Origin of the sequence: Nostoc sp. NMS4 (genome assembly GCF_017115095.1) — a bacterium.
Classification (GTDB): domain Bacteria; phylum Cyanobacteriota; class Cyanobacteriia; order Cyanobacteriales; family Nostocaceae; genus Nostoc.
On record NZ_JABXKI010000140.1, the window covers coordinates 1 to 23,492 of the forward strand.

Annotated in this window: 19 protein-coding genes; 6 read left to right on the forward strand and 13 right to left on the reverse strand. The window is 41.3% G+C overall.

Features of this window, described 5'->3' with window-relative positions; translation table 11 throughout:
• Positions 1-189: 189 nt before the first annotated feature.
• Positions 190-960, forward strand: a complete 771-nt coding sequence (gene panB, locus HWQ37_RS11410; RefSeq protein ID WP_292747103.1) for a 3-methyl-2-oxobutanoate hydroxymethyltransferase — start codon at positions 190-192, stop codon at positions 958-960.
• Positions 961-1,015: 55 nt separating this feature from the next.
• Here the strand turns inward: panB and HWQ37_RS11415 are convergent, their stop codons facing one another.
• Positions 1,016-1,189, reverse strand: coding sequence for a hypothetical protein (locus HWQ37_RS11415; RefSeq protein WP_292747105.1), 174 nt, complete (start codon positions 1,187-1,189; stop codon positions 1,016-1,018).
• A 674-nt stretch (positions 1,190-1,863) separates the two neighbouring features.
• On the opposite strand from HWQ37_RS11415, the gene dapB reads away from it, so the two are divergent.
• On the forward strand, positions 1,864-2,700 hold the full coding sequence (gene dapB, locus HWQ37_RS11420; RefSeq protein WP_292747108.1) for a 4-hydroxy-tetrahydrodipicolinate reductase: 837 nt from the start codon (positions 1,864-1,866) through the stop codon (positions 2,698-2,700).
• 17 nt (positions 2,701-2,717) lie between these two features.
• Entirely contained in the window at positions 2,718-3,401 is a 684-nt protein-coding gene (locus tag HWQ37_RS11425; protein WP_292747111.1) for a phosphate ABC transporter permease, read from the forward strand.
• Between the two features lie 198 nt (positions 3,402-3,599).
• Here HWQ37_RS11425 and HWQ37_RS11430 read toward each other — a convergent pair whose 3' ends face one another.
• The 4 genes from HWQ37_RS11430 to HWQ37_RS11445 form a co-directional block, all read right to left on the reverse strand.
• On the reverse strand, positions 3,600-5,012 hold the full coding sequence (locus HWQ37_RS11430) for a right-handed parallel beta-helix repeat-containing protein (RefSeq protein WP_292747114.1): 1,413 nt from the start codon (positions 5,010-5,012) through the stop codon (positions 3,600-3,602).
• A gap of 203 nt (positions 5,013-5,215) precedes the next feature.
• Positions 5,216-5,845 carry a precorrin-8X methylmutase gene (locus tag HWQ37_RS11435; RefSeq protein ID WP_292747117.1) on the reverse strand — a complete coding sequence of 210 codons (630 nt, stop codon included), beginning with the start codon at positions 5,843-5,845 and terminating at the stop codon, positions 5,216-5,218.
• Positions 5,846-5,949: 104 nt separating this feature from the next.
• Entirely contained in the window at positions 5,950-6,759 is an 810-nt protein-coding gene (locus HWQ37_RS11440; protein WP_292747120.1) for a TPM domain-containing protein, read from the reverse strand.
• Positions 6,760-7,193: 434 nt separating this feature from the next.
• Positions 7,194-7,349, reverse strand: coding sequence for a hypothetical protein (locus HWQ37_RS11445; protein WP_292747123.1), 156 nt, complete (start codon positions 7,347-7,349; stop codon positions 7,194-7,196).
• Positions 7,350-7,462: 113 nt separating this feature from the next.
• Here HWQ37_RS11445 and HWQ37_RS11450 point away from each other — a divergent pair, with 113 nt between their 5' ends.
• Positions 7,463-7,783 carry a DUF2281 domain-containing protein gene (locus HWQ37_RS11450; protein WP_292747126.1) on the forward strand — a complete coding sequence of 107 codons (321 nt, stop codon included), beginning with the start codon at positions 7,463-7,465 and terminating at the stop codon, positions 7,781-7,783.
• Entirely contained in the window at positions 7,783-8,226 is a 444-nt protein-coding gene (locus HWQ37_RS11455; protein WP_292747129.1) for a PIN domain-containing protein, read from the forward strand. The genes HWQ37_RS11450 and HWQ37_RS11455 overlap by 1 nt, the downstream gene beginning before the upstream one ends.
• A 43-nt stretch (positions 8,227-8,269) precedes the next feature.
• On the opposite strand, the gene HWQ37_RS11460 is transcribed toward HWQ37_RS11455, so the two are convergent.
• From HWQ37_RS11460 to HWQ37_RS11470, 3 genes are all read right to left on the reverse strand, one after another.
• A complete protein-coding gene (locus tag HWQ37_RS11460; protein WP_292747132.1) occupies positions 8,270-8,809 on the reverse strand; it encodes a DUF948 domain-containing protein in 540 nt (179 codons plus the stop codon).
• A gap of 11 nt (positions 8,810-8,820) precedes the next feature.
• Positions 8,821-9,171 carry a YtxH domain-containing protein gene (locus HWQ37_RS11465; protein WP_292747135.1) on the reverse strand — a complete coding sequence of 117 codons (351 nt, stop codon included), beginning with the start codon at positions 9,169-9,171 and terminating at the stop codon, positions 8,821-8,823.
• 390 nt (positions 9,172-9,561) lie between these two features.
• Positions 9,562-9,897 carry a hypothetical protein gene (locus HWQ37_RS11470; RefSeq protein ID WP_292747138.1) on the reverse strand — a complete coding sequence of 112 codons (336 nt, stop codon included), beginning with the start codon at positions 9,895-9,897 and terminating at the stop codon, positions 9,562-9,564.
• A gap of 822 nt (positions 9,898-10,719) precedes the next feature.
• Here HWQ37_RS11470 and HWQ37_RS11475 point away from each other — a divergent pair.
• The gene (locus HWQ37_RS11475; protein WP_292747144.1) at positions 10,720-11,712 is read left to right on the forward strand and encodes a metal ABC transporter solute-binding protein, Zn/Mn family; all 993 of its coding nucleotides are present in this window, start codon (positions 10,720-10,722) and stop codon (positions 11,710-11,712) included.
• A gap of 538 nt (positions 11,713-12,250) precedes the next feature.
• Here the strand turns inward: HWQ37_RS11475 and HWQ37_RS11480 are convergent.
• The 5 genes from HWQ37_RS11480 to ftsH form a co-directional block, all read right to left on the reverse strand.
• Positions 12,251-12,748, reverse strand: coding sequence for a DUF427 domain-containing protein (locus tag HWQ37_RS11480; protein WP_292747222.1), 498 nt, complete (start codon positions 12,746-12,748; stop codon positions 12,251-12,253).
• Positions 12,749-12,894: 146 nt separating this feature from the next.
• Positions 12,895-14,478 (reverse strand): putative HlyD family type I secretion protein, encoded by a 1,584-nt coding sequence (locus HWQ37_RS11485; protein WP_292747147.1) that lies wholly within the window; start codon positions 14,476-14,478, stop codon positions 12,895-12,897.
• A gap of 117 nt (positions 14,479-14,595) precedes the next feature.
• Positions 14,596-17,607 (reverse strand): peptidase domain-containing ABC transporter, encoded by a 3,012-nt coding sequence (locus HWQ37_RS11490; protein ID WP_292747150.1) that lies wholly within the window; start codon positions 17,605-17,607, stop codon positions 14,596-14,598.
• A 907-nt stretch (positions 17,608-18,514) separates the two neighbouring features.
• The gene (locus HWQ37_RS11495; RefSeq protein WP_292747152.1) at positions 18,515-21,106 is read right to left on the reverse strand and encodes a beta-propeller fold lactonase family protein; all 2,592 of its coding nucleotides are present in this window, start codon (positions 21,104-21,106) and stop codon (positions 18,515-18,517) included.
• A 401-nt stretch (positions 21,107-21,507) separates the two neighbouring features.
• Positions 21,508-23,430 carry an ATP-dependent zinc metalloprotease FtsH gene (gene ftsH, locus HWQ37_RS11500; RefSeq protein WP_292747155.1) on the reverse strand — a complete coding sequence of 641 codons (1,923 nt, stop codon included), beginning with the start codon at positions 23,428-23,430 and terminating at the stop codon, positions 21,508-21,510.
• Positions 23,431-23,492 lie beyond the last annotated feature (62 nt).

The following is a 23,492-nucleotide window of genomic DNA, read 5'->3' on the forward strand; positions in this document are numbered from 1 at the left end:
ACGGACAGTGCAAAACCCCATATTGCTTTCAGCCGCGCTGTTAAATGATTAGTTAAGAGTTAAGAGTTATGAGTTAGTAGTTATAAGTTAAATAATTTTTGAAATTGAAAACTCCTAACTTCTCACTCTTAACTTCTCACTCTTAACTTCTAACTCAGCACTCACTACTCACTACTCAGCACTCAAAAAATGGCAATCAATACCCAGCAATTAATTCAATGGAAACAACAGGGACGTTCAATTGTCGCGTTGACCGCCTGGGATTATGCGATCGCTCAACTCCTCGATGCAGCTGGTGTAGACTTAATCCTTGTGGGTGACTCTATGGCAGTAGTTTTAGGGTATGAAACAACACTGCCAATCACTTTGGATGAAATTATCTATCATGCCAAATCTGTACGCCGTGGGGTGAAACGGGCATTAGTAGTTGTAGATTTACCATTTTTGACGTATCAAGAAAGTCTCCAACAAGCGATGCACTCAGCTGGGCGAGTACTAAAGGAAACGGGCGCTCAAGCGGTAAAATTAGAAGGTGGCTATCCAGCAATGGCCGAAACTGTGGCTCGTTTAGTAGAAGCCGGAATTCCGGTCATGGGTCATGTGGGTTTGACACCACAATCAATACATCAACTGGGTTTGCGACAACAAGGCAAGACACAAGAAGCCAGTGAGAAAATTTTACTTGAAGCGATCGCTCTCGAGCAAGCGGGTGTATTTTCTCTCGTGTTAGAGCATATCCCCGCAGATTTGGCAATGCAGATTTCACAAAAATTAAGTATTCCCACAATTGGTATCGGTGCGGGAATTCACTGCGATGGACAAGTTTTAGTTACTTCAGATGTCCTGGGACTTGTAGAGAAGCATCCACCATTCGCCAAAGTTTACACGAATTTGCGCGAGACGATTACCAAAGCTGTGCAAGATTATGCCGCAGAAGTGCGAGAGCGGAAGTTTCCTTAACTCCATCATTAACTATGGCTGAAACTGAAGCAACAAATTTCTTAAGAGTTCTACTTCAAAAAGATTCAGAGCAAGTACAAGCTTGGTTGAGAAAATAATGATACAAATACGCTGGTAAGGGCATGGCATTGCCCATTGGTGTCAACTTAACGCGAAACCGCTTGTCCGCCGGGAATTGAAATTCCCGTCTCATCGCTAAAGTCATCTGAAGATGACTAAATATCGCCAAAAATCTCCAGTCTACTTCAGTAGACTTAAGCTATTAGCCCGAAAATTTATTTCCGGGCGGGCATGGAAGCCAACAGATAAGCTATTTCCAGCTTAAGTTGACACCAGTGGGCATTGCCATGCCCCTACGATAAATCTATATGTATCAGGATTTTCGTGAATTAATATAACTACTAAAGAAATGTTAAATAAGCAGCTAATGAAGAACATAAAAAACCCCGACTTGATAGCCGAGGTAGATGGGAGAAGTCCAAAATGTCGATGGGATATTGTAAAACCGAAGTCTGTTTTTCTTAGTTAACACCCAATGCAACCAAAACTATATAGGTAATAGACAAGGTGCAATCTTAGCTATGCAGCTTACTTTGGAGCTTTACTAAGCTATGTAAATAAATATAATAAAATATTACAAATGGTCAACTAGACTTGACAAACAAAGGCTGATATATTTTATAAAGACTACTTATCAAAACAGTACCATCGGCAAATAAAAAGGGTTACTGGGTAAGATAGTGCAATGAAAACGAGAACCGATATTTTGGAGAGTAGAAAAACTAAGCGATTAGCTGCACAATTCAGGGTAGGTGGAATTAAGCCAAAAATTTGAGAAGCTAGCTACTAGATCGCCAAAGTCTTTACAATTCCCTTGTTGACTCAAAAAGTATTTCTCGACCTATGACGAATCAAGCTCCTATCCCGGTTATTGTCAACGGTGCTGCTGGCAAAATGGGCCGTGAAGTGATTAAGGCGGTAGCACAAGCGCCTGACTTAAACCTAGTGGGTGCAATTGACCACAGTTTAGAACATCAAGATAAAGACGCTGGAGAGTTGGCGGGTTTAAGCGAACCTCTGGAAGTGCCAATTACCAATCAATTAGAACCGATGTTGGGGTATGTGGCTGGCGACAGAAAATCTCCTCCAGGGGTGATTGTAGACTTTACCCATCCTGACTCAGTTTATGACAATATTCGTAGTGCGATCGCTTATGGTATTCGTCCTGTAGTTGGCACTACTGGGTTAAGTCCAGCACAAATTCAAGACTTGGCAGACTTTGCCGACAAAGCTAGCACTGGTTGTCTAATTATTCCTAATTTTTCCATTGGGATGGTATTGTTGCAACAAGCTGCGATCGCAGCCTCAAAATATTTTGACCATGTGGAAATTATCGAACTGCATCACAACCAAAAAGCTGATGCTCCCAGTGGTACTGCCATTCAAACAGCGCAGTTATTAGGGGAATTGGGTAAAACTTTCAACCCTGCTCTTGTAGAAGAAACAGAGAAATTAGCAGGAGCGAGGGGCAGTATCGCAGATGAAGGGATTAGAATTCATAGCGTGCGCTTACCGGGATTGATTGCCCATCAGGAAGTGATTTTTGGCGCAGCCGGACAGATTTATACTTTACGACATGATACGAGCGATCGCGCTTGTTATATGCCAGGAGTGCTACTAGCGATTCGCAAAGTCTTAGCGCTAAAGTCGTTAGTATATGGATTAGAAAAGATACTTTAAACACACTCTCAGCACTCATGTTAGTACCACTGACTCGCCAGAAATTTGAACAAGTTGTCCCCCTAATTGCCACTGGTTTGCAGTATAAGTACTACTGGGGGAAGTTCTCAAATTTTTTGCAACGGCTGTTAATTTCTGTAGTTGCAGTAGTTGTTATTTTAATTGCAACAGTTGTTTTCAAGCTTGCGTTTGCTTCAATAGTATTTGTGGTAGGGATAATTAGCGCTTTTTTTTGGCTGTGGTATCCAGTGTTTCAAGCAAGTATGCGGAATTTACAATGCCGCCGTTATAAATACGGCGGCTTTTTCCGTGGTCGAGTCCTAGATTGGTGGATTACAGACCAGTTGATGGGTAAAACCGAAACAGTCAACAACAAAGGCGAATTGGTGATTATAGAAAACCGAGAAAAACAGATAAACTTAGAGATAGGTGATGACACAGGATTTACCATTGAATTTGTAGCACCATTACGTCCTGCACATAAAGTTATTACTCGCGGCCAAATTGCCGAAATGGTGGTGATGTCAAATCGCTCAGATTTGAGCAGTATTGAACAATTCAGCGATATATACTTTCCCAATCGTGACCTATGGGTTAGCGATTATCCTTATCTGCGGCGGGATTTCTTTAACGAAGTCGGTCGCCGCTTGCGTGAAGACCAACAACAAAAACCACGTCGGCGGCGTAGAGTAGAGGATTGAATAATTAATCAGTATAAATACAGTTCAGAATGAGCAGCAAAACCATCATGTAGAGACGCGATTTATCGTAAATCAAAGGGTTTAAGACCCCAACAATACAGGTAGCATCATTTTCAGTCGGGGTTTAAATCCCCGTCTGAAAATGTCTTTAATTTTGAATTTTGAATTGTTATCGCGTCTTAAAATACTGCCTTTTTGCTAACGAGAGCATCCTATTTTGATGAGTTTCCCTTGTAAACGATAAGTCACTGTCCCACAGGCAAAACTTGCCGACTCAGGTTCTACATAAGACCTTGTTGGCGGATTTTGTTTATCTAACCGCGATTTCCAATCGTCAGATATTTTTTCTAGAGTAGGATACTTGCTTAAAAACTGCGAGTTTGCAACAATATCGTGAGTTCCCTTAACATTTATTTTAGAACTATTCATGTAGATATTATAATCATAAATAACGTTTTTATTTTTAGTCTTATTATTAATATTTTTCCCAGGAAAAGCATAGAGAATGTTCCTGAGAATTTTCACATCAGATGAAGAATGAGCAAATATCTGCCCGCCATTAAGTTCTGGACTCTGATTATTTAAAACAGCTGTATTATTTACAATATCAACGTGTTCGCTTAAGAATGCATGAATACCCGACCCACCATTATTAAATGCTAGATTATTTTTAACTAAAGTATATCCTTTATATGCACTCAGTTTTGGGTTTTCATCATTTCTTGTACTATCGATAATAATCCCATTACCATCTGTAATCTTTCCAACTGCAATCCAAGGGATATACATCCGATTGTTGTAGGTTTTGTTATTAGTAACAAACATCTTGTATCCCCGCCTGTTGTCATAATTCCAATTGCTCAACATCGAGATGCCACTGCAACCATAAACGCTATACCAGGCATTATCGAACACTTCGTTATTATCAATTGTCACATAGTCCGATTCAATCGCTGAAATACCTGCTCCTCCACACCCATGTACCTTGTTGTTAACAATCCGTATATGGTGACTATGACCATTTTTTCGTCCATCCACATTAATGCAGTTTCCATTCGTTAGCGGGTTTACTTTATTAGTTTTCTGACTCATCGCATAATCAAGGGTTATGTTGGCATTATTTCCTATCACCTCCAACCCATTTATCTCAATATATGACGCTCCCTTGTCAATCAAAATTCCCTGCCATCCATTGTGTTGAATTTTCGGCTGATGTCCAGGATATGCTTTAAATTTAATCCATGCATTTGCTTTTCCAGAGCGAGTAATAGATACTGCGTTCCCACTTGGTTTTGCATTCCTATAGACTCCGTTCATAATTAATACTGTATCGCCAGGATTGGTAAGGTCTGCTGCCTTTTGAATTGTCCTAAAGGGCGATGTAGTAGAAAGTCCGCTATTTTTGTCATTTCCAGCACCACTAACATAGTATGTTTTCGGAGTTGCCCGAATGCTGATTAGCTCATGGCTAGATGGGATAATTTCTTTGTTAGTAAATATCTGAGAAATATTTTCAACTAAATATACTTTTATCCTTTCTCGCCCAACCAAAAGACCTAATACCACGGGAATTGCAAGATATGCGCTTAACTTGAAACCTCGAATTACCACAACAAAAGGCTCCTTTATAGGCACTACTTAACAAAAATATAATATCAGGAGATGTCAGTACTTTTAAATACTATTTAGCAGGGGTATGATAGAGCCAACTTTCCCAGCACAGCACGGTGTAAATAAACCACCCATTCCAGATTAACGAAACGCTTACGCTGTATTCATTTTTAATTTTTAATTTTTAATTCCGCCTTGCGGTACTAGCTCCCCCGATTTCCATCTTGTCCATAAGCTTGCCAAGCTAAGTCTACCAATCCATCAACGATCGCAGCTGCTACAACTGCATTACCTTTGCGACTGTCAATTGTAATGTGAGGTACTAGAGAGTCTTGTAAACGCTCTTTAGCTTCATCAACATTTACAAATTTCACTGGAGTTGCAATTATTAAAGCAGGTCTAATTTCCTCAGCTTCAATTAAATCCACCAGTGCTGTCAGTGCTGTTTGGGCTTGCCCTACCACAAAAATGCCCTCTGGATAACGCTTTGCTAAGGTTTCTATTCCCCAGGCTGCGCGAGTCTTTTCTTTTTGAGGGCGTGTTAGGGCTTCCATGCTGCAATAGACTGGATTCGCAAAGGTGTTTTGAATGTCGTAGGCAATACCTACTTGTACCATCGGGACATCTACCACAATTGTGGTACGTGCGGCTAGCGCTGCTGCTCCAGCTTGCAAGGCACGCTCAGAAAAGCGAATCAAAGACTTATACTCAAAGTCAGCCGTGGCATAGATTACCCGACGCACAATCTCATACTCTGCGGGTGAAAATACATGATCGCCAATTTCACTATCAATGATTGCTAAACTTTGAGCATCAGTTACGTGCCATTCCATTTTTGTCGAGCTTCTCAAATATTAGCTTTCAGCTTATCAGCTTCAGAGAGTTAGGAGTTAGGAGTTATAAGTTAATTAAAAACTTCTAACTCCTAACTACTCACTCATAACTCATTACTGGAAGAAGGCCGACTAAAAATAGGAGATAGGTAGGCAACCAAGACACCAATGAGAAACCCAGAGATATTGCGAACTAAAGGCAACCAGTCGCTTGTGCGTGTCACAACTGGCCCAATGCCGAAGGCAATAAACAAGATTCCCCACAAAGGTGAGAAAATTAAAGCCCATTGCCAAGCAAAAACTTGTCCTTTCTCGCGGGGTTGAGCTGCAAATCCACAAATCACCCCACCAATAACTGAGCTAATCAAGGTGAGAATCCATTGCTCTCGTGGCAGTCCGGGGACAACATTGCAACCCCCTTTGAGCAAACAGCCTTTAACCGATTCTAAGGCTTGCAGAATGGCTTGGTCTTCGCCTTGTTCGCGGACAAAATACAAATTACCGAAGCGGGTTTGCAGTTCTATCCAAAAAGTCCGGGGTAAAAGTTCATAAACGGCATCGCCGACACTAAAACTGAGGATGTTACCGCCACGAGAATCGGCAACTAGTAGAATGCTTTTGTCATCCAAACCCCAATATTTGATAACTGCCCTACCTGGGGTGCGGTCATATTGGGTTAATACTCGCAGTTTCCAGCCCGTATCGGCTTCAAACTGCTCTAATTCTTTGACAAGCTTTTCCTCTTGCAGCACAGGTAGAGATTTAGCTAAGTCTACAACTGGGGTAAAGGTGTTAGGGAGTAACTCAGGATTGTCATAAGCCAGTGCTGGGGGAGAATGCATCACCCAAATCGACCCAGCCAGGAAAAATATTGCAATAGATACTAGAATTCGTCGCCAAAAACAAGATTGCATGGACGTTTTTATACAAATATCAACGGTAAAAGCGAACAAGTTGTTTTAAAAGAGTACTAGAAAAATGATAGTTCTTTACACTTGTTTACTTTACTCTAATCTAGGGGATCAAAGCAAAAGGTTTTTGGGGAGGGGAGAGTAGCCTTTTTGGTATATTGGGATAAAGCACATTTTGTCAATAAGTTAAAATACTCAAAATATTCCTGTGGCTAGGGAGAGGGGACTTATATCTTGCACCTAGACCTGGCGATTATAAAGAGACTGTTGGTCAATTCACGGTGGGTTTGACCCCTCACCCCTAAAACATTGGTTTGGCGTTGCTTTCCCGCCCTGAAATAAATTTCGGGCTAATAGCTCAAGTCCGTTGAAACGGACTGAAATCAGAGTAATAAGGAATGATGGGTTAGACCCTCTTTTAATTCGCCAACAGTTTCTTATAAATCGCGGCTATACAAACCAAGTCCGCCTACGCGGACTAACGCAAAATTAAGGGTTTGAAACCCGCCTACGCGGGTTTTGCTTGTGTAGCCGCGACTTCCAGTCGCCCGGTGCAAGATATGAGGGGAGGAAGCTATAGATACTAGACTCATTCATCCTCTTTTTGATTATTATTATCGTCAAAGTTTTTAACAACTCAAAATTCACTAAGCTTTAGCGGAGTTCCCTATACAATAAATGAAAGGGGAATGATTAGAGGTGAGAGATGACTAACAAAGAATTATTAATCCAAGAAATAGAAACTTTACCGCCGGAGTTGCTAACAGAAGCACTCGATTTGATCCGTTCTATTAAAGTTAAATATACACAAAAGGAGTTGGAAGCAGATACGCTTGAACCTATTCCTTTAAGGCATTCTACAGAAACTTCTAATGATAAAGAGCAACTTACATACCGTCCTGCTTCGGGACGCTCCATTCTTCGACACGCTGGCACTTGGGAAGGTGACGACTTTGAAGAATGCCTTCAAGCAGTATATGCTACTCGTGGTCAAGCTAAATTTGATGACGAAAACCTATTTGAATAATGTATTTAGTTGATACAAATCATTGTAGTGCCATTATTTTAGGCGATCCCAATATTGTCCGTCGCGTGAACGAAGTTGGAGAAAATAACATTGCTACTTGCGTAATTGTCCAGGGTGAACTGACATTCATGATGGAAAAATCCCAACGCAAGGAAAATAATCTGGTTCGCTTGACAGAATTTCTAGAAGATATTCGTATATACCACATAACAGAAGAAACAGCAACAATTTACGGTCAAATTAAAGCAGCTTTATTCAATCAATTTGCACCCAAAGATAAAAATAAGCGGCGAAAAACTAAAATTGTTGATTTGGGTTTTGATGAAAATGACATTTGGATAGCTGCTATTGCACTGCAAAATAATTTAACTGTCGTTTCCTGTGATAGTGACTTTTTGCGAATTCAACAGGTGAGAAGCTTTTCGCTGTCATCTTGGGTTTGATTTATAGCATAGAGCTATAGCTGGATAATTAATTAATTTTTGCTCAATCTTCCTCATCAAAATTGTTTTCCCAGCTAGTGGCATCGTTGTAACCGTCATGAACGCGGTACACTTCTGCTTTGATTCGGCGATTTTCTTGCCTTAGCACTTCTCGTTCTCGCAACGTTAGTGGGGGTTTTTCATTGCTTGGCAAGCGATCGCTCGTCCGCCTCGCTGGTTTTTGGCGCGTGAAGTTTTTCCAAGCAGCCTTTGCGCCAATGAAAATGCTGCGTGTACCTACTTGCAGATTTTGAGCCTGAATTCTTGCACTATCAAGGCTTTGGTCAACTTGTTTCACGACTTGACTAGCACTTTTTACGCCTTCACTGACATCATCAGTTAAGTCAGTGAGTTCCAAGCCAGTCACGCGGATAGCCTCTAGAGTGGGTGGTAACTCCCGTGAGAGAGTATCAAATAGCTTTTCTGCACTGCGGGCTGCGCGTGCTAACTCCTGCAAAGCCGGTATTGCCGCCACTAAAACCGCAGTCAAGCTTGTGGCGACTAAAAGTAAGGAAAGTCCCAACCAAAACAGGGGTTCAATCACGGTTATATCATTTATGAGCGTTCTAATTGTTGGGGAAGCGAATCTGAGTCTTCAATAGATGTTTGTCGCTTCAAGACTTGGCTTTCTCGCTGACTGGCATCTACACCTGCTGCGATCGCTTCCTTTAATCTATCTAAAGTGTCATCCCAGTTTTGTAGTGCGATCGCAGAGAGACGATCTGCCTGAATTTGCACACTCATTGATAAATCTTCTGCCAATTCTGGGATAGCATTAGCAGATTTTTTCAAAATTTTACGCGTTTCGCGCCCTGTGCGTGGAGCCACGAGCAAACCGGTCAAAGCACCGATGGTAGCTCCCAGCATCAAACCGCCAATAAATACTCCAGAACGGTTATTAGACATCTTATTGTTTCTCTCCTTACACCCATTTTAGGTGGGTTTTCTCCCCTTGTAAGACTCAACCGATTTTATTCAGTTAATCTATGGTGACAAAATATCAGCCAGAAATGTTGCTTTTATTCATTAATATCAAGGCGATCTTGCTGGGTTGCTTAAGATTAGCGTATAGAAAGGGGAAGCGATGCCTGCGGCGGGCTATGCCTACGCTAGAAACCAATGCACCCGATGGGATCTCACTACACACTTCTCTCCGTGTCCCCCCGTCAGCCCTAATCATAAATGTTCATCTGAACCTGACATACAGCAGATTTCAAGGAAAGTGAGGTATACAACGGTTCGTCTGTTATCCAGATATAAAGCGTGTTTTATTTTACTTCTGAATTCTGCTGTAACTCATTTTGCAACTGTTCTTTTCCCAGATGTTAACTCTAGTTTCGGAAAATAACGCTGCCAGATTTGCCGTCCTAGCAAAAATAGACTGATAATTTGCCGCACTTGTTGAATTTGCATTTGTAGCACTTGATTTCTCTGCCGTAAGTTATAAATATTCTGCTGGCTGAGATAAATATTTTCGGGTGCTTTATTCAATGCTGCATGGGTACAACTTTCGTAGGCGGTTAATCTATCTGCTATGTATGCCAACTGCTGCTTAAGTTGCCACACCCGCCAAGCTACATACAGTAATATCAACGAAATGACGGTGTTAATTATGACAACTAAAATTACCATTGTTTATCTTGTATTAGCTTTGAGGAATTATTCTATATACTTGATTTGGCTCTTATTTAGCGATCAATAAACTAGAGGATAAAAATTATGGTACAAAGTAAATCATGGATTCTGGCAATAAAAAATAGTTATACCAATTTTAAAAAAGAATGCGACAAATAAACCATCTTTAGAGACGCGATTCATCACGTCTTTACCAAAGATGTGTTGCGATCGTTAATTAAATTGGTATTAGATGATACTCTGAGCGCCATTAAAAGGTTCTACTAGGTGAAATTAGTGTAACAAAGGTTGATGGCTAAAAAATCGCCAATTTGCCAATTTTGTAACAACGATATATCCACACCTTGTAAAACCACAGCTACAATTGCCTTAGATTCACAACTCGGTTTGCGAAATCAACCCGTATGATCGATAAGCCCCATCATTACTACCTCCCACTTCTTAACCTGATAATCTTAATCAATTTGCGACCTTTGTGGAATGTAGGCACAATTGTATAGACACTTCAACAGATAGTGAGAGAACTACACTAAACTCCTTGGAGACTTCCCAGTATCGCCTTTATTATTGTGCTGCTACCTCTACCAGTTTTCCACCCGTCGTGTGAAGTTAACTAATATTTCGCCTGTAAAAACCTCACTAATACAGCACGGTGGAAATAAGCCATTCGCAGTCGCTTCTCTTAACCTTTCTCTTTTCTTTGCCGAAGGCTTCCCCGTCAGCCCTTAACCTCTTCCCTGCTGAAGATTTCCCCCTGGTATTTTACTAATACTTTACCAATAATGATTATCTTTTCTATACATCCAGTAGGAGTTGAGGATGTCAAAAAAATCACCATTTAATAATTTCTTCCAAGCTATTCTTGCTGCCTTGACGATTGGATTTGTTGGGTGTGGAAATCAAGCTGCAAGAACTACATTCACTCAGACTAGCACCCAGATAAATGAGAATCTTCCCCAAGTTGTAGCAACTACAAGCGTACTGTGTGACTTAACCAGACAGGTTGCCGGAAATACAGTTAATCTCACCTGTTTAATTTCCCCTAGTGCCGACCCTCAATTTTATAAACCAAAATCGGAAGATCGGAAAGCCATTGAGCAAGCTAATCTTATTCTTTATACTGGTTACAATTTTGAACCAAATCTGATCAAGTTAATTAAAGCAACTAAAAACTCTGCACCGAAAATAGCCGTCGGTCAACTGGCAGTGTCTAAGACACAGAAATTTCAGGCAGGTGGTAAGAATGTAATCGATCCTCATGTTTGGCACAATACCAAAAATGCTATCAGAATGGTGGAGGTAATTAATAGTAATTTGAGAAAATTACAATCTAGTGATGCAGAGGCTTATACCAGTAACACCAAAAAAATTACAAATGAACTCACTCAACTAGATAGCTGGATTAAATCAAGAATTGCCAGTATTCCTACCAAAGAACGTAAGTTAGTTACAACATCTGATGCGCTGAGTTATTACGCCAAAGCATACGGTATTTCATTGGTAGGAGGATTGCAAAGTATTAGTAGTAACGAAAAACTGACAGCCGAACGAGTCAACAATTTGGCTACAAATATTAAACGGGCTAAAGTGTCAACAATTTTTGCTGAGGTGGAAATTAATCCTAATTTAATTCAATCTGTAGCCAAAGAAGCTGAAGTGAACATTTCTGACAGAAAGCTATATGCTGAGGGACTTGGTGAACCAGGAAGCGACGCGGATACTTATCAGAAAATGATGATTGCCAATACACGCACAATTGTAGAAGGACTAGGAGGGACGTATTTGATGTTTGAAGCCAAAGCTGCTAGATAGCTATAACATCAATTCAGATATCTGAAAAACTGAGTTTTTTGTAGTATCAAAAAACTCAGTTTATTAGTAGTAGGTTGGGTTAAGGAACGAAACCCAACATTTTATTCTTGTTCATGTTCAGTTTCACTGCTGTACCCTACAGGAAAGTAAGCTACAACCAAACCTACTGCCGTGGCAAGTTAAAATAGTGCATTAAACGTAGACGTAGACGTAGGTTGGGTGGAGCGGAGCGCAACCCAACATATATCAGGATGTTGGGTTACGCAAAGCCTCCAACGCCACTTGCTACAACTCGGGGAACCCGCGCAACGCAGTGGCTCCCCAACCTACATTTTTTTTGCAACATTTTAGCCTTGTCACGCCACTACATTGAAAGATTCTGTTACAACCCAAATTTCACACCTTCAACAGGCTTTTCAGGTCATCTTGAGGGTTTTTGGTTGTATCTCGGCGCGATACCTTTGTTGTGCAACGCCTAACTATTTCACTTACTTTGAATCTAAAATCTAAAATCTAAAATCTAAAATCTAAAATTGACTCACCATCCCCAAGTACCAGGAGCGCCTTTAAATGGTCCAACAATATCACTGGTTATCCAACCGCCGTAGAAGTTACCTGGTTGTGGTTGAACCTCTTCGCCATTAACGTAGCATTTATCCATTAAATGAGCATAAAAAGCTACATAGTCCTTGATAGATTCAAAGGCTAGTGTGGGTTTGGGGTAGAACCAGGCAGCATTATGGACTTCTTTCTCACCAACTCGGATTATGTAGTAACCAGCACTTCCCTTCCACTCACAAAAACTAGATTGCGGAGACATCTGTAGATATTCCATTTTGATATCTGCTGGGGGAATGTAGTAAGAAGGAGGATGACTGGTTTCTAAAACACGTTTGGCGCTGTGAGTATCTACAATTACTACTCCGTTAAAGATTATTTGGATATGTTTGGTTGTGTCCTCCAACAGAGGAGGACGGGGATAATCCCAAACTGATTCTTGTCCGGGAGCGGGTTCGATACGTTGAAAATTAACCATCATCAAGAGTGCTGTGTGCTGTTAGCAAGGCGTTGAGCCAGTGCTGAGTACTGAGAGAGAAAAAAGTAAAAGTATTTAGTAGGATGTACTTAGTGACGCAGCAACTCTTCTTGTGGAGTCACTGCGCTCTTTTAACTCAACCCTCTTCATCGTACCTCTTTAAGAGCATCAACTTGCTTGGTAAACAACTCAGTGAATAAACTAAGCACAGTCCGTTCTTCGCGCACTTTTATATTGGCACTGATGGACATACCTGATTGCAAGTTAACTTTTTTGCCCTTAATTACTAGAGATTGTTTATCTAATGAGATTTTTGCCGGAAATCTGTAAAACTGATGGGTTTGGTCTGGTGGTAATGCATCTGACCCTATCCCAATCACTTCTCCCTTGATATCACCAAACTCGCTGTAAGGAAAGGAGTCAATTCTGACATCTACTTTCATGCCTTTTCGCACAAACCCAATATCTTTGTTAGTGATGAAAACTTCTGCGATATAGTTTTCATTGGGGACAATTTGCAGCAGTTTTGTTGTTGGAGTTGCGACAAATCCAGGATTTTTTGCTTGCAAATCGAAAACTGTTCCAGCTACAGGTGCGCGGAGTTCTTGATATTTAACATTTAACTGGGATTGAGATATTTTACTATTGACATCTGCCAAACGCTGCTCATTATCCAGCACAACTTTCATGAATTGGCTATCGATTGTGGCAATCTGCTGTTTATTCTGAGCTATCTTATCCAAAATACTTTTATCAGAAACAGCCACCGTATTGCTTAACTCTTGTTGTCCTTTTTCGATATCAAACTTGAGGCGTTTATCTTCCTCGCCTAGTTGCGCTACTTCCGCCGTGCGGTTTTGGACTTCTTGTTGCTGGTTGAGATACTGAAGTTGAGAAATGCCACCTTCTTCTGCTAATACCTTTAGCTTGTTTAAAATCCCCTGTTGAATAGCCAAACTTGCTTTACTATCTTCCAGTTTAAATTGGTTTTGAGTAAGTTGTTTTCTGGTTTTCTCTACTTCCAACCGTGCTGCTGAGGAGCGAGAGTCTAATTCCTGTTTGGCCACTCTTAGAAGTTGCTGTTCATCAATTCCTACTCCAGAATCTTGACCCAAATTTTTTAATTGAGTGCGGAATAATTCATTTTCTGCTACTAATGCTGCCCGACTTTTCAGTAGAAAAGCAGTTTCTTGTGGCAAATTACCGCGCAAATATAACACTTCAGATCCATTGGCGGTACTTGCATTCATCAATCGGCGATAAATCTGGTTTTCTTTCATTAATGCAAGGCGAATTTTATTCAAAGAATTTAATTCGGCAACAGAGGCTATGGAATCAAAGGTTAGCAGTAAAGTTCCTGGCTTCACTTGTTCTCCATCTTTTACATTAACTGTTTTCACGACTCCACTAACAGGAGCCTGAACTTCTTTGACTGTTCCTTGCGGTTTTAATTGCCCTGTTGCTGGCACTACTTGCTCAATTTTTGCAAAATAAGTCCAAGCAATTCCGAAACAGGCTAGCCCCATGAGTGTAACCATGATTGTACGCGACCAAATTGGAGATTGGCGCAAGACAATGGATTGCTCAAATTCTTGATTGTTTAAGTTAGTGAAAGACTCTTGAGCAGCTTTCTGTTGTTTTGTCAGTACTGGTGAATCTTGCTTGACTCCATTTTTGTGATTGCCGTTTTTCTGATTGCCGTTGAGATGATTCCCATTAAGTTGAGTCATAACGATTTTCGGTTTTGGATTTTAGAGTTCGACTACGCTCAATCGAGCGATTTTGGATTTTTTTAGGGTGGGCAATGTTTCCCGATCGCAAAAACCTTTGCCCTCAAGAATGACTAATTACAAGTTTACATCTTGTTGCTGATACAGGTAATAATAATGACCTTTAGTAGCCATTAATTCTTGATGGCTACCTTGTTCTATAACCCTGCTATTATCCATGACAACAATCATGTCTGCATTACTTACGGTGTTCAGTCGGTGGGTAATAAAAAATACTGTATCACCCTTGAATGCTTTGGCTAAGTTGAGACATATTTGCCGTTCTGTGGGATAGTCTAATGCGCTAGTTGCTTCATCTAAAACTAATAATTTTGGTCGTTGTAAAACAGAACGAGCGATCGCAATTCTTTGTCTTTGTCCACCTGAGAGTGCAGAACCCCGTTCTCCCACCCGCGTGTTGTAACCGTTGGGTAAGTTCATGACAAACTCGTGGGCGCACGCCACCTGAGCCGCTTCGATAATTTCTTCGGTTGTGGCTTCGGGATTGGTTAGGGCAATATTTTCCTGAACGCTACCGTCAAACAATAATGTTTCTTGGGGAACTACGCCAATTTGTCGTCGCAGGGAATAAAGTTCTACTTTGGCGATATCATAACCGTCAATCAAAATTCTGCCGGACTCAGTTTCGTAAAGTCTCAGCAGTAATTTCATCATTGTACTTTTACCAGACCCACTTTGCCCGACAATGCCGATAAATTTACCTGGCGCAAATTCCAGGTTGACATTAGAAAGTTGCAGAGGGCCACTTGTACCAAAGCGGAAGGAAACATTTTCATATTTCACTGCTCCCTTAATGGTAGGTAAGGGTATATTGTAGCGGTCTGTTTCTCCTTCTTGTGGGGTATCGACAATATCGCTTAAACGCTCTAGAGACAAGGCTGTTTCTTGGAAGCTTTGCCAGAGTTGAGCTAAACGTAATATTGGGCTGGTGACATAACCCGATATAATCCTAAAGGCAATTAATTCGCCTAATGTTAATTGTTGTTGCAGTACTAAATAAGCTCCTACCCACAAAACTAGTAAGCTGCTGAGTTTGTTGAGAAAGTTGCTGGTAGAGTTAGCGAGGGTAGAAGTCACAACTGTTTTAAAACCAGCAGCGACAAATCGGGCATAACGCTCTTGCCAAGAAAAGCGCGATCGCAATTCGATATTTTGCGCTTTTACTGTTTGAATGCCTGACATCACCTCCACTAAATAAGATTGAGTTTCGGCGTTGCGTTCGGCTTTGGCACGTAACTGTCTGCTAATAGTGGGAGAAGCAATTAAGGTAATCACGACAAACACGGGGATTGTGCTTAAGCCGACTAAGGTGAGTTGCCAACTATAAATCAGCATCACACCGATATAAACCACCGAGAATAGAGCATCCAACCCCACTGTTAAGGCAGTACCCGTGAGGAATTGGCGGATATTTTCTAGTTCGTTGATGCGTGTGGAAAGTTCACCCACCGGTCGGCGTTCAAAATAGCGCAGTGGTAGACGTAGTAAATGGTCAATAATTTGTGACCCTAAACCCATATCGATCCGATTAGTGGTATCGACAAATAAGTAGGTTCGTAAGGTAGTCAACACTGCTTCAAATAGCCCGACTACTAATAGTAAAACTCCCAAAATATGTAGTGTGCCAATACTATTTTGAGTGATAACTTTGTCGATAATTAACTGAACGACTAGAGGATTTGCCAACGCTGCCAACTGCACGAAAAAGGAAGCGATAAAAACCTCTATCAGGACTCGACGGTGTTTTGACAAATAGGGTAGAAACCACCGTAAACTAAAGCGCTCTTGGGGTGTTTCTCTGGTAGCAGTGAGCAGTAATACCCTAACTTTGGGCGGAAAGTCAGTTGGATCGACATCTAATTGTTCAACCAATTGGGCGGGTTTGCAGCGCACAATTCCTTGGGATGGCACACCTACAACCATCGTATTTGCATCCGCTTCATATAAAACGGCAAAATTATCACCATAACGAATCAGCGCCGGTGTAGGAATGCGCGCGATTGAAGCGACTGGTATCTCTATCAACTGCGCCTTCAGTCCGATTAACTCTGCCAGGTAAGCAGTAACTTGAAACGATATAGTCCCCTGACGTTTGACTTGTTCAGTTAAGATGCGGCGAACCACCTCTCGACGAAACGGCATTTCTAGCTGCTTGGCGATCATTTGGAAGCAAGCGAAGGCTGAATTTAGCTCTCCCTTACCGCCAAAAAATGGGTATTTTTGTTTTGACGAATTCTTTGAGTTTTCGGGGGCTGTCTGGGGAACTATTTCGTCTGATGCGTAGGGAATAATATCTACATCGTCAGCGCTATCTCTATCTACTCTGGTTTCAGTTACCGCAAGTTCTATCTCATGACTATTTTCTAAGATCAAATCTGACGGATGTATACCAAGCAACCGTGCGGGGTTTTGACCTATAACCTGAATTTTGTCTCTATCATCGTCTGATTCTAAGCGATCGCCAGGTGAGAAATTCGTGATTGTACCGCCGCCACTGACAAACCAGACGCTTTTACTATCCAGTTGGTTGAAGGTAGTTTTTCCTGAAGGGAGATAGTGTATTTTCGCCTGTAGTAAGGCTTTTTCTGCCAGTTCTCTGAGATTTAAGGTAGCGATCGCTTGTTTTTGCCAATAGGAAGCGAGAATATCGAAAACTTCTACTAAATAACTGCGGTTCTTGCGAGCTTCGGCAAAAGCTGGGTATGAAGCCAGAAAGCTAAAATATGCTGTTGCACTCAAGGTTAAACATACTACTTCGGTGGAAGCGATCGCAGTTTCACAGGCCATATCGCGCAACAAACCAATTTCACCGATAATTTCCCCTGGTTGCAGTAATTTTAGGGTGATTGGCATTTGCGTCTGGGGGTCGTATCCCAACAGCCGCACTTGTCCCTCATAAATGATCGTGATGCGGTCTGGGAGACTTTCTTTACCGATGATTTTCTGACCGATGCGATAGCGCCAAGCTTGCAGTTGTTCTGATAGATTAGCGATCGCTCCATCTGGTAACTGCTCAAACCCCTCAATGGTGGTGAGAAATTCGGGAAAAGTGTTCTTAATATAAGTCATATAAAACAACTAAAAGTGAGGAATTCAGTCGAAAATATTAGGGGGTATCTCTTTTACTAACAGTGGCAGTGTTTGGTTTTATGCCAGCAGTGACAAGGCTTTTGTGAAATTCAGGTGTTTAAATGTGTAAAAGCACAGAGAGAAGGTTCGTCTAATTGCAGACCTGTATTTATATCACACGGTGACGATTGTTATCCATTTTTCAAAATAAAGCATAGTGTAAATAGATCGGTGACAAGTTATCACTTGGTTAACACTACATAATTTATACAAAATTAAAATCAATATTTAGCATTGCAAATATGCGATATGGATACTCATCATCAAACCAAGATACATAAACGCGGTTGTTAAATTTGGCGTTCCATATTTTAATTTATAACAATCAACATGAAAATATCACAGATGCTTTCCTAAGTAAATACCCTAGTTAAGAATTATGTAATAAAAAAAACTTTAAATTTCTGAATTATTTTTTACAAATTCTTGAATATAGGGATTGACAATATTACTAATGGCGAAAGTCAGCTTTCCTCGTTAAACAGCACCCATACCTAATTATTAAAGAATTCTCCATCACTTTTTTGCTAGCTTAATTTAATAAAAATTAACTAGAAAAGTAAAGGTAAAGATTTTTTGTCACCCTAGAGGAATCAACTATTAAATTTATGAAGGAAAGACAATAACTGCCTTCAGTGAATTTACTAGTTTAATTAATAGCAAGTCCATTAATCGCTATACATAAAATAACCCCACCCCGCAACCGGGATGAGGTTGTATGATTTTACTAAGTAATTACTCGCCTTTGATACTAGTAGTCTGTCAATAAATAATTGACGAATAAATTTTCTGTAGAGACGGCGATTTATCGCGTCTCTCCAACCGTCAAAATGGATTTGACAGACCACTAGGCAAGATTGGCACTCAAATTGACCTGTACAATCACATCGTTGTAATCTTTGTCACCACCATTGGCTAAATCCTCAAAACCAAAGGTATTATTTGCCAATAGTCGAATGTGATCTACCTTATCTGAGTTAGCACCCAAAAATGCAAAGTAAACATTCTTATTGCCATTGCCATTAAGAATTTCATCGGGTTTACCATCCACAATGATAAATGGTGCAAACAGAGAATTCGGGCCGAAAGTGCCAGTATAATTTGCAGTACCTTGGTTATCCACCGCCAAGTCAATGCCCGCAACACGCCCACGCATAGCAGCTTCGGTATAACCAGCTTGCCCAACAAGAATATCTGCTGTGCCATCGCCATTGGTGTCAATACCACCATTTTCATCAGCCACCTGATAGAAGCCGACAAAGTTGTTGTAAGATGCTTCTCTGTTAACTGTAAACTCAGCAGTTACTGATTGTGTCACACTCCGTAAATCAATCAGTTCGCCTTGAGATTTGCCTTGCAGACCAGTACCTAAAGATACTTCTTGATTGGTTGCTTGAATATCTACAACTAAATTCTGGAAGTTGAGAGAAAACCCTTCCTCTGCTGTGTTGGTATTGGTAGCTGAGGAAAAAACGACACTTGAAAAAGAAGCTTTTCCAGACAGTACAGCCTGAGTAGTACTGTTAGATACCATATAGAATCGGAGTTTGGTATTTGACTCAAATTCTAAGACATTTTTCAGGTTGTCGTGCTTGAAACCCTTGGGCATATTAGCAAGGGAGCAGAAAATCACCTTGGAGCGTAAAAGAGCAGCTTGTGTATAGCCTTCTGCACCAGGGGCTATGCCATCAATTTTACCTTCATCATCATCAACATTAAATACACACAGTTCATTCACCTCTTTAGAAGTGCTGGTTTTAATCTTGATTGAGATTTTTGCTTTATTGCCTTTAATCTTCAGCTTACTTTTGACACTAAAGATATCGCCTGTAATTAAGGTGAATAGAGTGGTAGGCGTATTTTGATCGGCAACCCCAAGGGTAAATGTATCACTAACTTGCTCTCCAGCAGTGTCTTTAGCAGTGACTTTAATGTTTAGATTACCTACATCCTTATTTTTGGGAGTCCCACTGAAGGTAAGGGTAGTAGGATCGAAGTTCAACCAACTAGGCAGTAGGTTATCATTTTCTAGAGTTGCAGTGTAAGTCAAGATGTCTTCAGAATCTGCATCGCTGAAGGTGTCAACTGGAACAGTGAACTTGAAGACACTATCTTCGGTGGTTTCTTGGTCAAGAATTTCATTTGTCACCTCTGGCGCATGATTGAAAGGCGTACTAAACACTGCCAACGCCGAGTCATCATATCCAGCAGTATAGAGGTATTTGCTATCGGGACTGAGAGTTAGAGAAACGGCTCCACCAAGTCCATCGACACCATCTGTATCATCTTTTTGAACTTCTACAAAACTCAGTTGGCCTGTTTGTTGATTGCGCTCAAACACCGCAACTGCCGAATCCTGATATCCAGCAGCATAGAGGTATTTTCCGTCAGCGCTAACAGTGACAGAGTAGACACCACCAAGCCCATCGACGCTACTGATACCATCTTTTTGAACTTCCACATAACTCAGTTTGCCTGTGGTTGTATCCCGCCCAAACACTGCTACAGCCGAGTCATCATATCCAGCAGCATAGAGGTATTTTCCATCAGGACTGACAGTGATGGAGTAGGCACCACCAAGTCCATCGACACTATTTGTATTATCTTTTTGAACTTCGACAAAACTCAGTTTACCTGTAGTTGTATCCCTCTGAAATACCGCCACCGCCGAGTCCTGATATCCAGCAGCATAGAGGAATTTGCCGTCGGGACTAACGATGACCGAGTTAGCATTAGCAAGTCCATCGACACCATTGGTATCATCTTGTTGAACTTCGACAAAACTCAGTTTACCTGTGGTTGTATCCCTCTGAAATACCGCTAATGCTGAGTCATCATATCCCGCAGCATAGAGGAATTTACCATCGGGGCTGACAGTTACAGAAGCCGCAGCAGCAAGTCCATCAACACCATTGGTATCATCTTTTTGAACTTCTACAAAACTCAACTTGCCTGTTTGTTGATTGCGCTCAAATACCGCTACTGCTGAGTCTTGATATCCAGATGCATAGAGAAATTTACCGTCGGGGCTGACAGTGAGGGATTCAGCACCAGCAAGTCCATCGACACCATTGGTATCATCTTTTTGAACTTCTACAAAAGTCAACTCGCCTGTTTGTTGATTGCGCTCAAATACCGCTACTGCTGAGTCTTGATATCCAGATGCATAGAGAAATTTACCGTCGGGGCTGACAGTGAGGGATTCAGCACCAGCAAGTCCATCGACACCATTGGTATCATCTTTTTGAACTTCTACAAAAGTCAACTCGCCTGTTTGTTGATTGCGCTCAAATACCGCTACTGCTGAGTCTTGATATCCAGATGCATAGAGAAATTTACCGTCGGGGCTGACAGTGAGGAATTCAGCACCAGCAAGTCCATCAACACCATCTGTATTATTTTTTTGAACTTGTACGAAATTCAGGATTTTCTGCGTCATATTTCTCTTGAGATTGCAAGATAGTTAGTAAAAATGTTCTTTTCGAGCAAGGTGAAGAATGTACTATATAGCTTATTGTCTAATTTTGAGTAAAACCTCAGTAAATATACTATGTATTTTTGAGTTTGCGACTCATTCAAAGGCTTTTTATAAATCTAATTTATACAGATACTCAGACATACATACATAGCTGGAGTTATTAAAAATAGAGTCACAAAAATTTTCCCAACTTCTGAAAAAAGTTGGGAATCTTAACCTTTGGATTTTCAGTCGTCTAAAGTTGATGGACTATTGCTTTTGCCTATTCGTTAATAGACATCTGGTGAAATTAAATATGCGTTATCCAGAATCCTTATAGAGACGTAGTAGTGCTACGTCTCTACATTTTTTCACTCTTATATTTAATGAGGTGCAGCCAATTGTTCATCGGCTACCTGAACCTGAGCATTATCAGCAACAATTTTGCGGAATAAATCGCCTTCAATTGTCTCCTGTTCTGCTAGCAAATCTACTAAACGTTCCAAAACTACGCGGTTTTCTTGTAACAGTTCTTTGGCCTTGATGTAGGAATTGCTGACAATTTCGCGCACTTGGGAATCAATTTTGGCAGCAATTTCCTCAGAATAGTCTGATTTATTCATCCAGTCGCGTCCTAAAAATACCTCTGCACTCTGATTTTCCAGTGACAATGGGCCTAATTCTGACATCCCGAAGCGTGTCACCATCTGGCGCGCCATTCCTGTCACGTGTTGTAAGTCATTGCTTGCACCTGTAGTCACTTCTGGCTTCCCAAAAACGATTTCCTCGGCGGCGCGACCACCCAAAGTCGCAGTAATCCTAGATTTGAGTTGGGAACGGGAAATTAACCCCTGTTCTTCGTTGGGAGTAAACCAAGTTAATCCCAGTGCTTGTCCCCGTGGAATTAATGTAACTTTCTGCACAGGGTCATGGTCTTTAAGCAATGTGCCTACTAAAGCATGGCCAACTTCATGATAAGCAATCAAGCGCTTGCTTTTGCTGTCTACTAAGGCAGTACCTTCCATACCTGCAACAACTCGGTCTACAGCCGCATCAATTTCTAAAATGGTGACAGCTTCTTTGCGTCTTCTGGCGGTGAGAATGGCGGCTTCATTAAGTAAGTTGGCTAAGTCTGCGCCAGTAAAACCAGGAGTGCGGCGAGCGATCGCTTCTAATGATACGCTAGGATCGATTTTCTTATTCCGGGCGTGGACTTTCAAAATTTCTAGTCGCCCTTTGAGATCGGGTGGATCGACCATCACTTGTCTGTCAAAGCGTCCCGGTCTGAGTAATGCTGTATCTAAAACATCTGGGCGGTTAGTGGCAGCAATAATAATGATGCCAGTGTTACCTTCAAAACCATCCATTTCGGTGAGCAGTTGGTTGAGGGTTTGTTCGCGCTCGTCGTTACCGCCACCAATACCAGCGCCCCGTTGTCTACCTACTGCGTCAATTTCATCGATAAATATTAGACATGGGGCATTATCTTTGGCTTTCTTGAAGAGGTCGCGCACGCGAGATGCGCCCACACCAACGAACATTTCCACAAATTCGGAACCGGAAATACTGAAGAATGGTACACCTGCTTCCCCGGCGATCGCTTTTGCTAGTAAAGTTTTACCAGTACCAGGAGGGCCAATTAACAGCACACCTTTGGGAATTCGTGCGCCTACAGCAGTAAATCTTTCTGGCTGTTTTAAGAAAGTCACAACTTCTTCAAGTTCTTCTTTGGCTTCTTCAACCCCGGCGACATCTTCAAATTTGACTCCAGTTTTTGCCTCCATTTGGAAGCGAGCTTTGGATTTGCCAAAATTCATCGCTTGGCTAGAAGCATTAGTAGAGCGCCGGAGGAACAATAGCATGAAAGCTCCCAATGGCAAAATCCACATCAAATTAATCAACAGTCCAACAGCAGCGCGACTGTTAGCAGAGGAAACCTCACCAAAATCAACATTTTTGTCTTTGAGAATGTTGATTAATTCTGTATTTTGTGCTAGGAGTCTCACCTGTTGCGGTGGTGTATTATCTTTTTGCCCCTTGAGATAAACCCTTGCTAGCTGTTCGGTTTCATCAAGCTCGACTTTTTGGATTTCTCCCGCCTTCGCTTTCTTGAGCAAATCGCCATAATTTAGAGAGGCGTTGCTGTTATCTGCCTTTTGTGCCATGACAGGAGTACTTCCGAAAATTCCTGGCAACATAATCAAACTAGCGGCGATGCCGACGGCGGGCAACGCCTTCGCACCAAACCAAGCAACGCGCTTTGAGGACTGCCTTTTTATCAATGCTTTTTTTCCCGAATTTGTCATAATAATTACCCTTTGTCTGCTGGCACAAGTTGAGCTATGGTTTTATGCCTATTCTTCTAGCA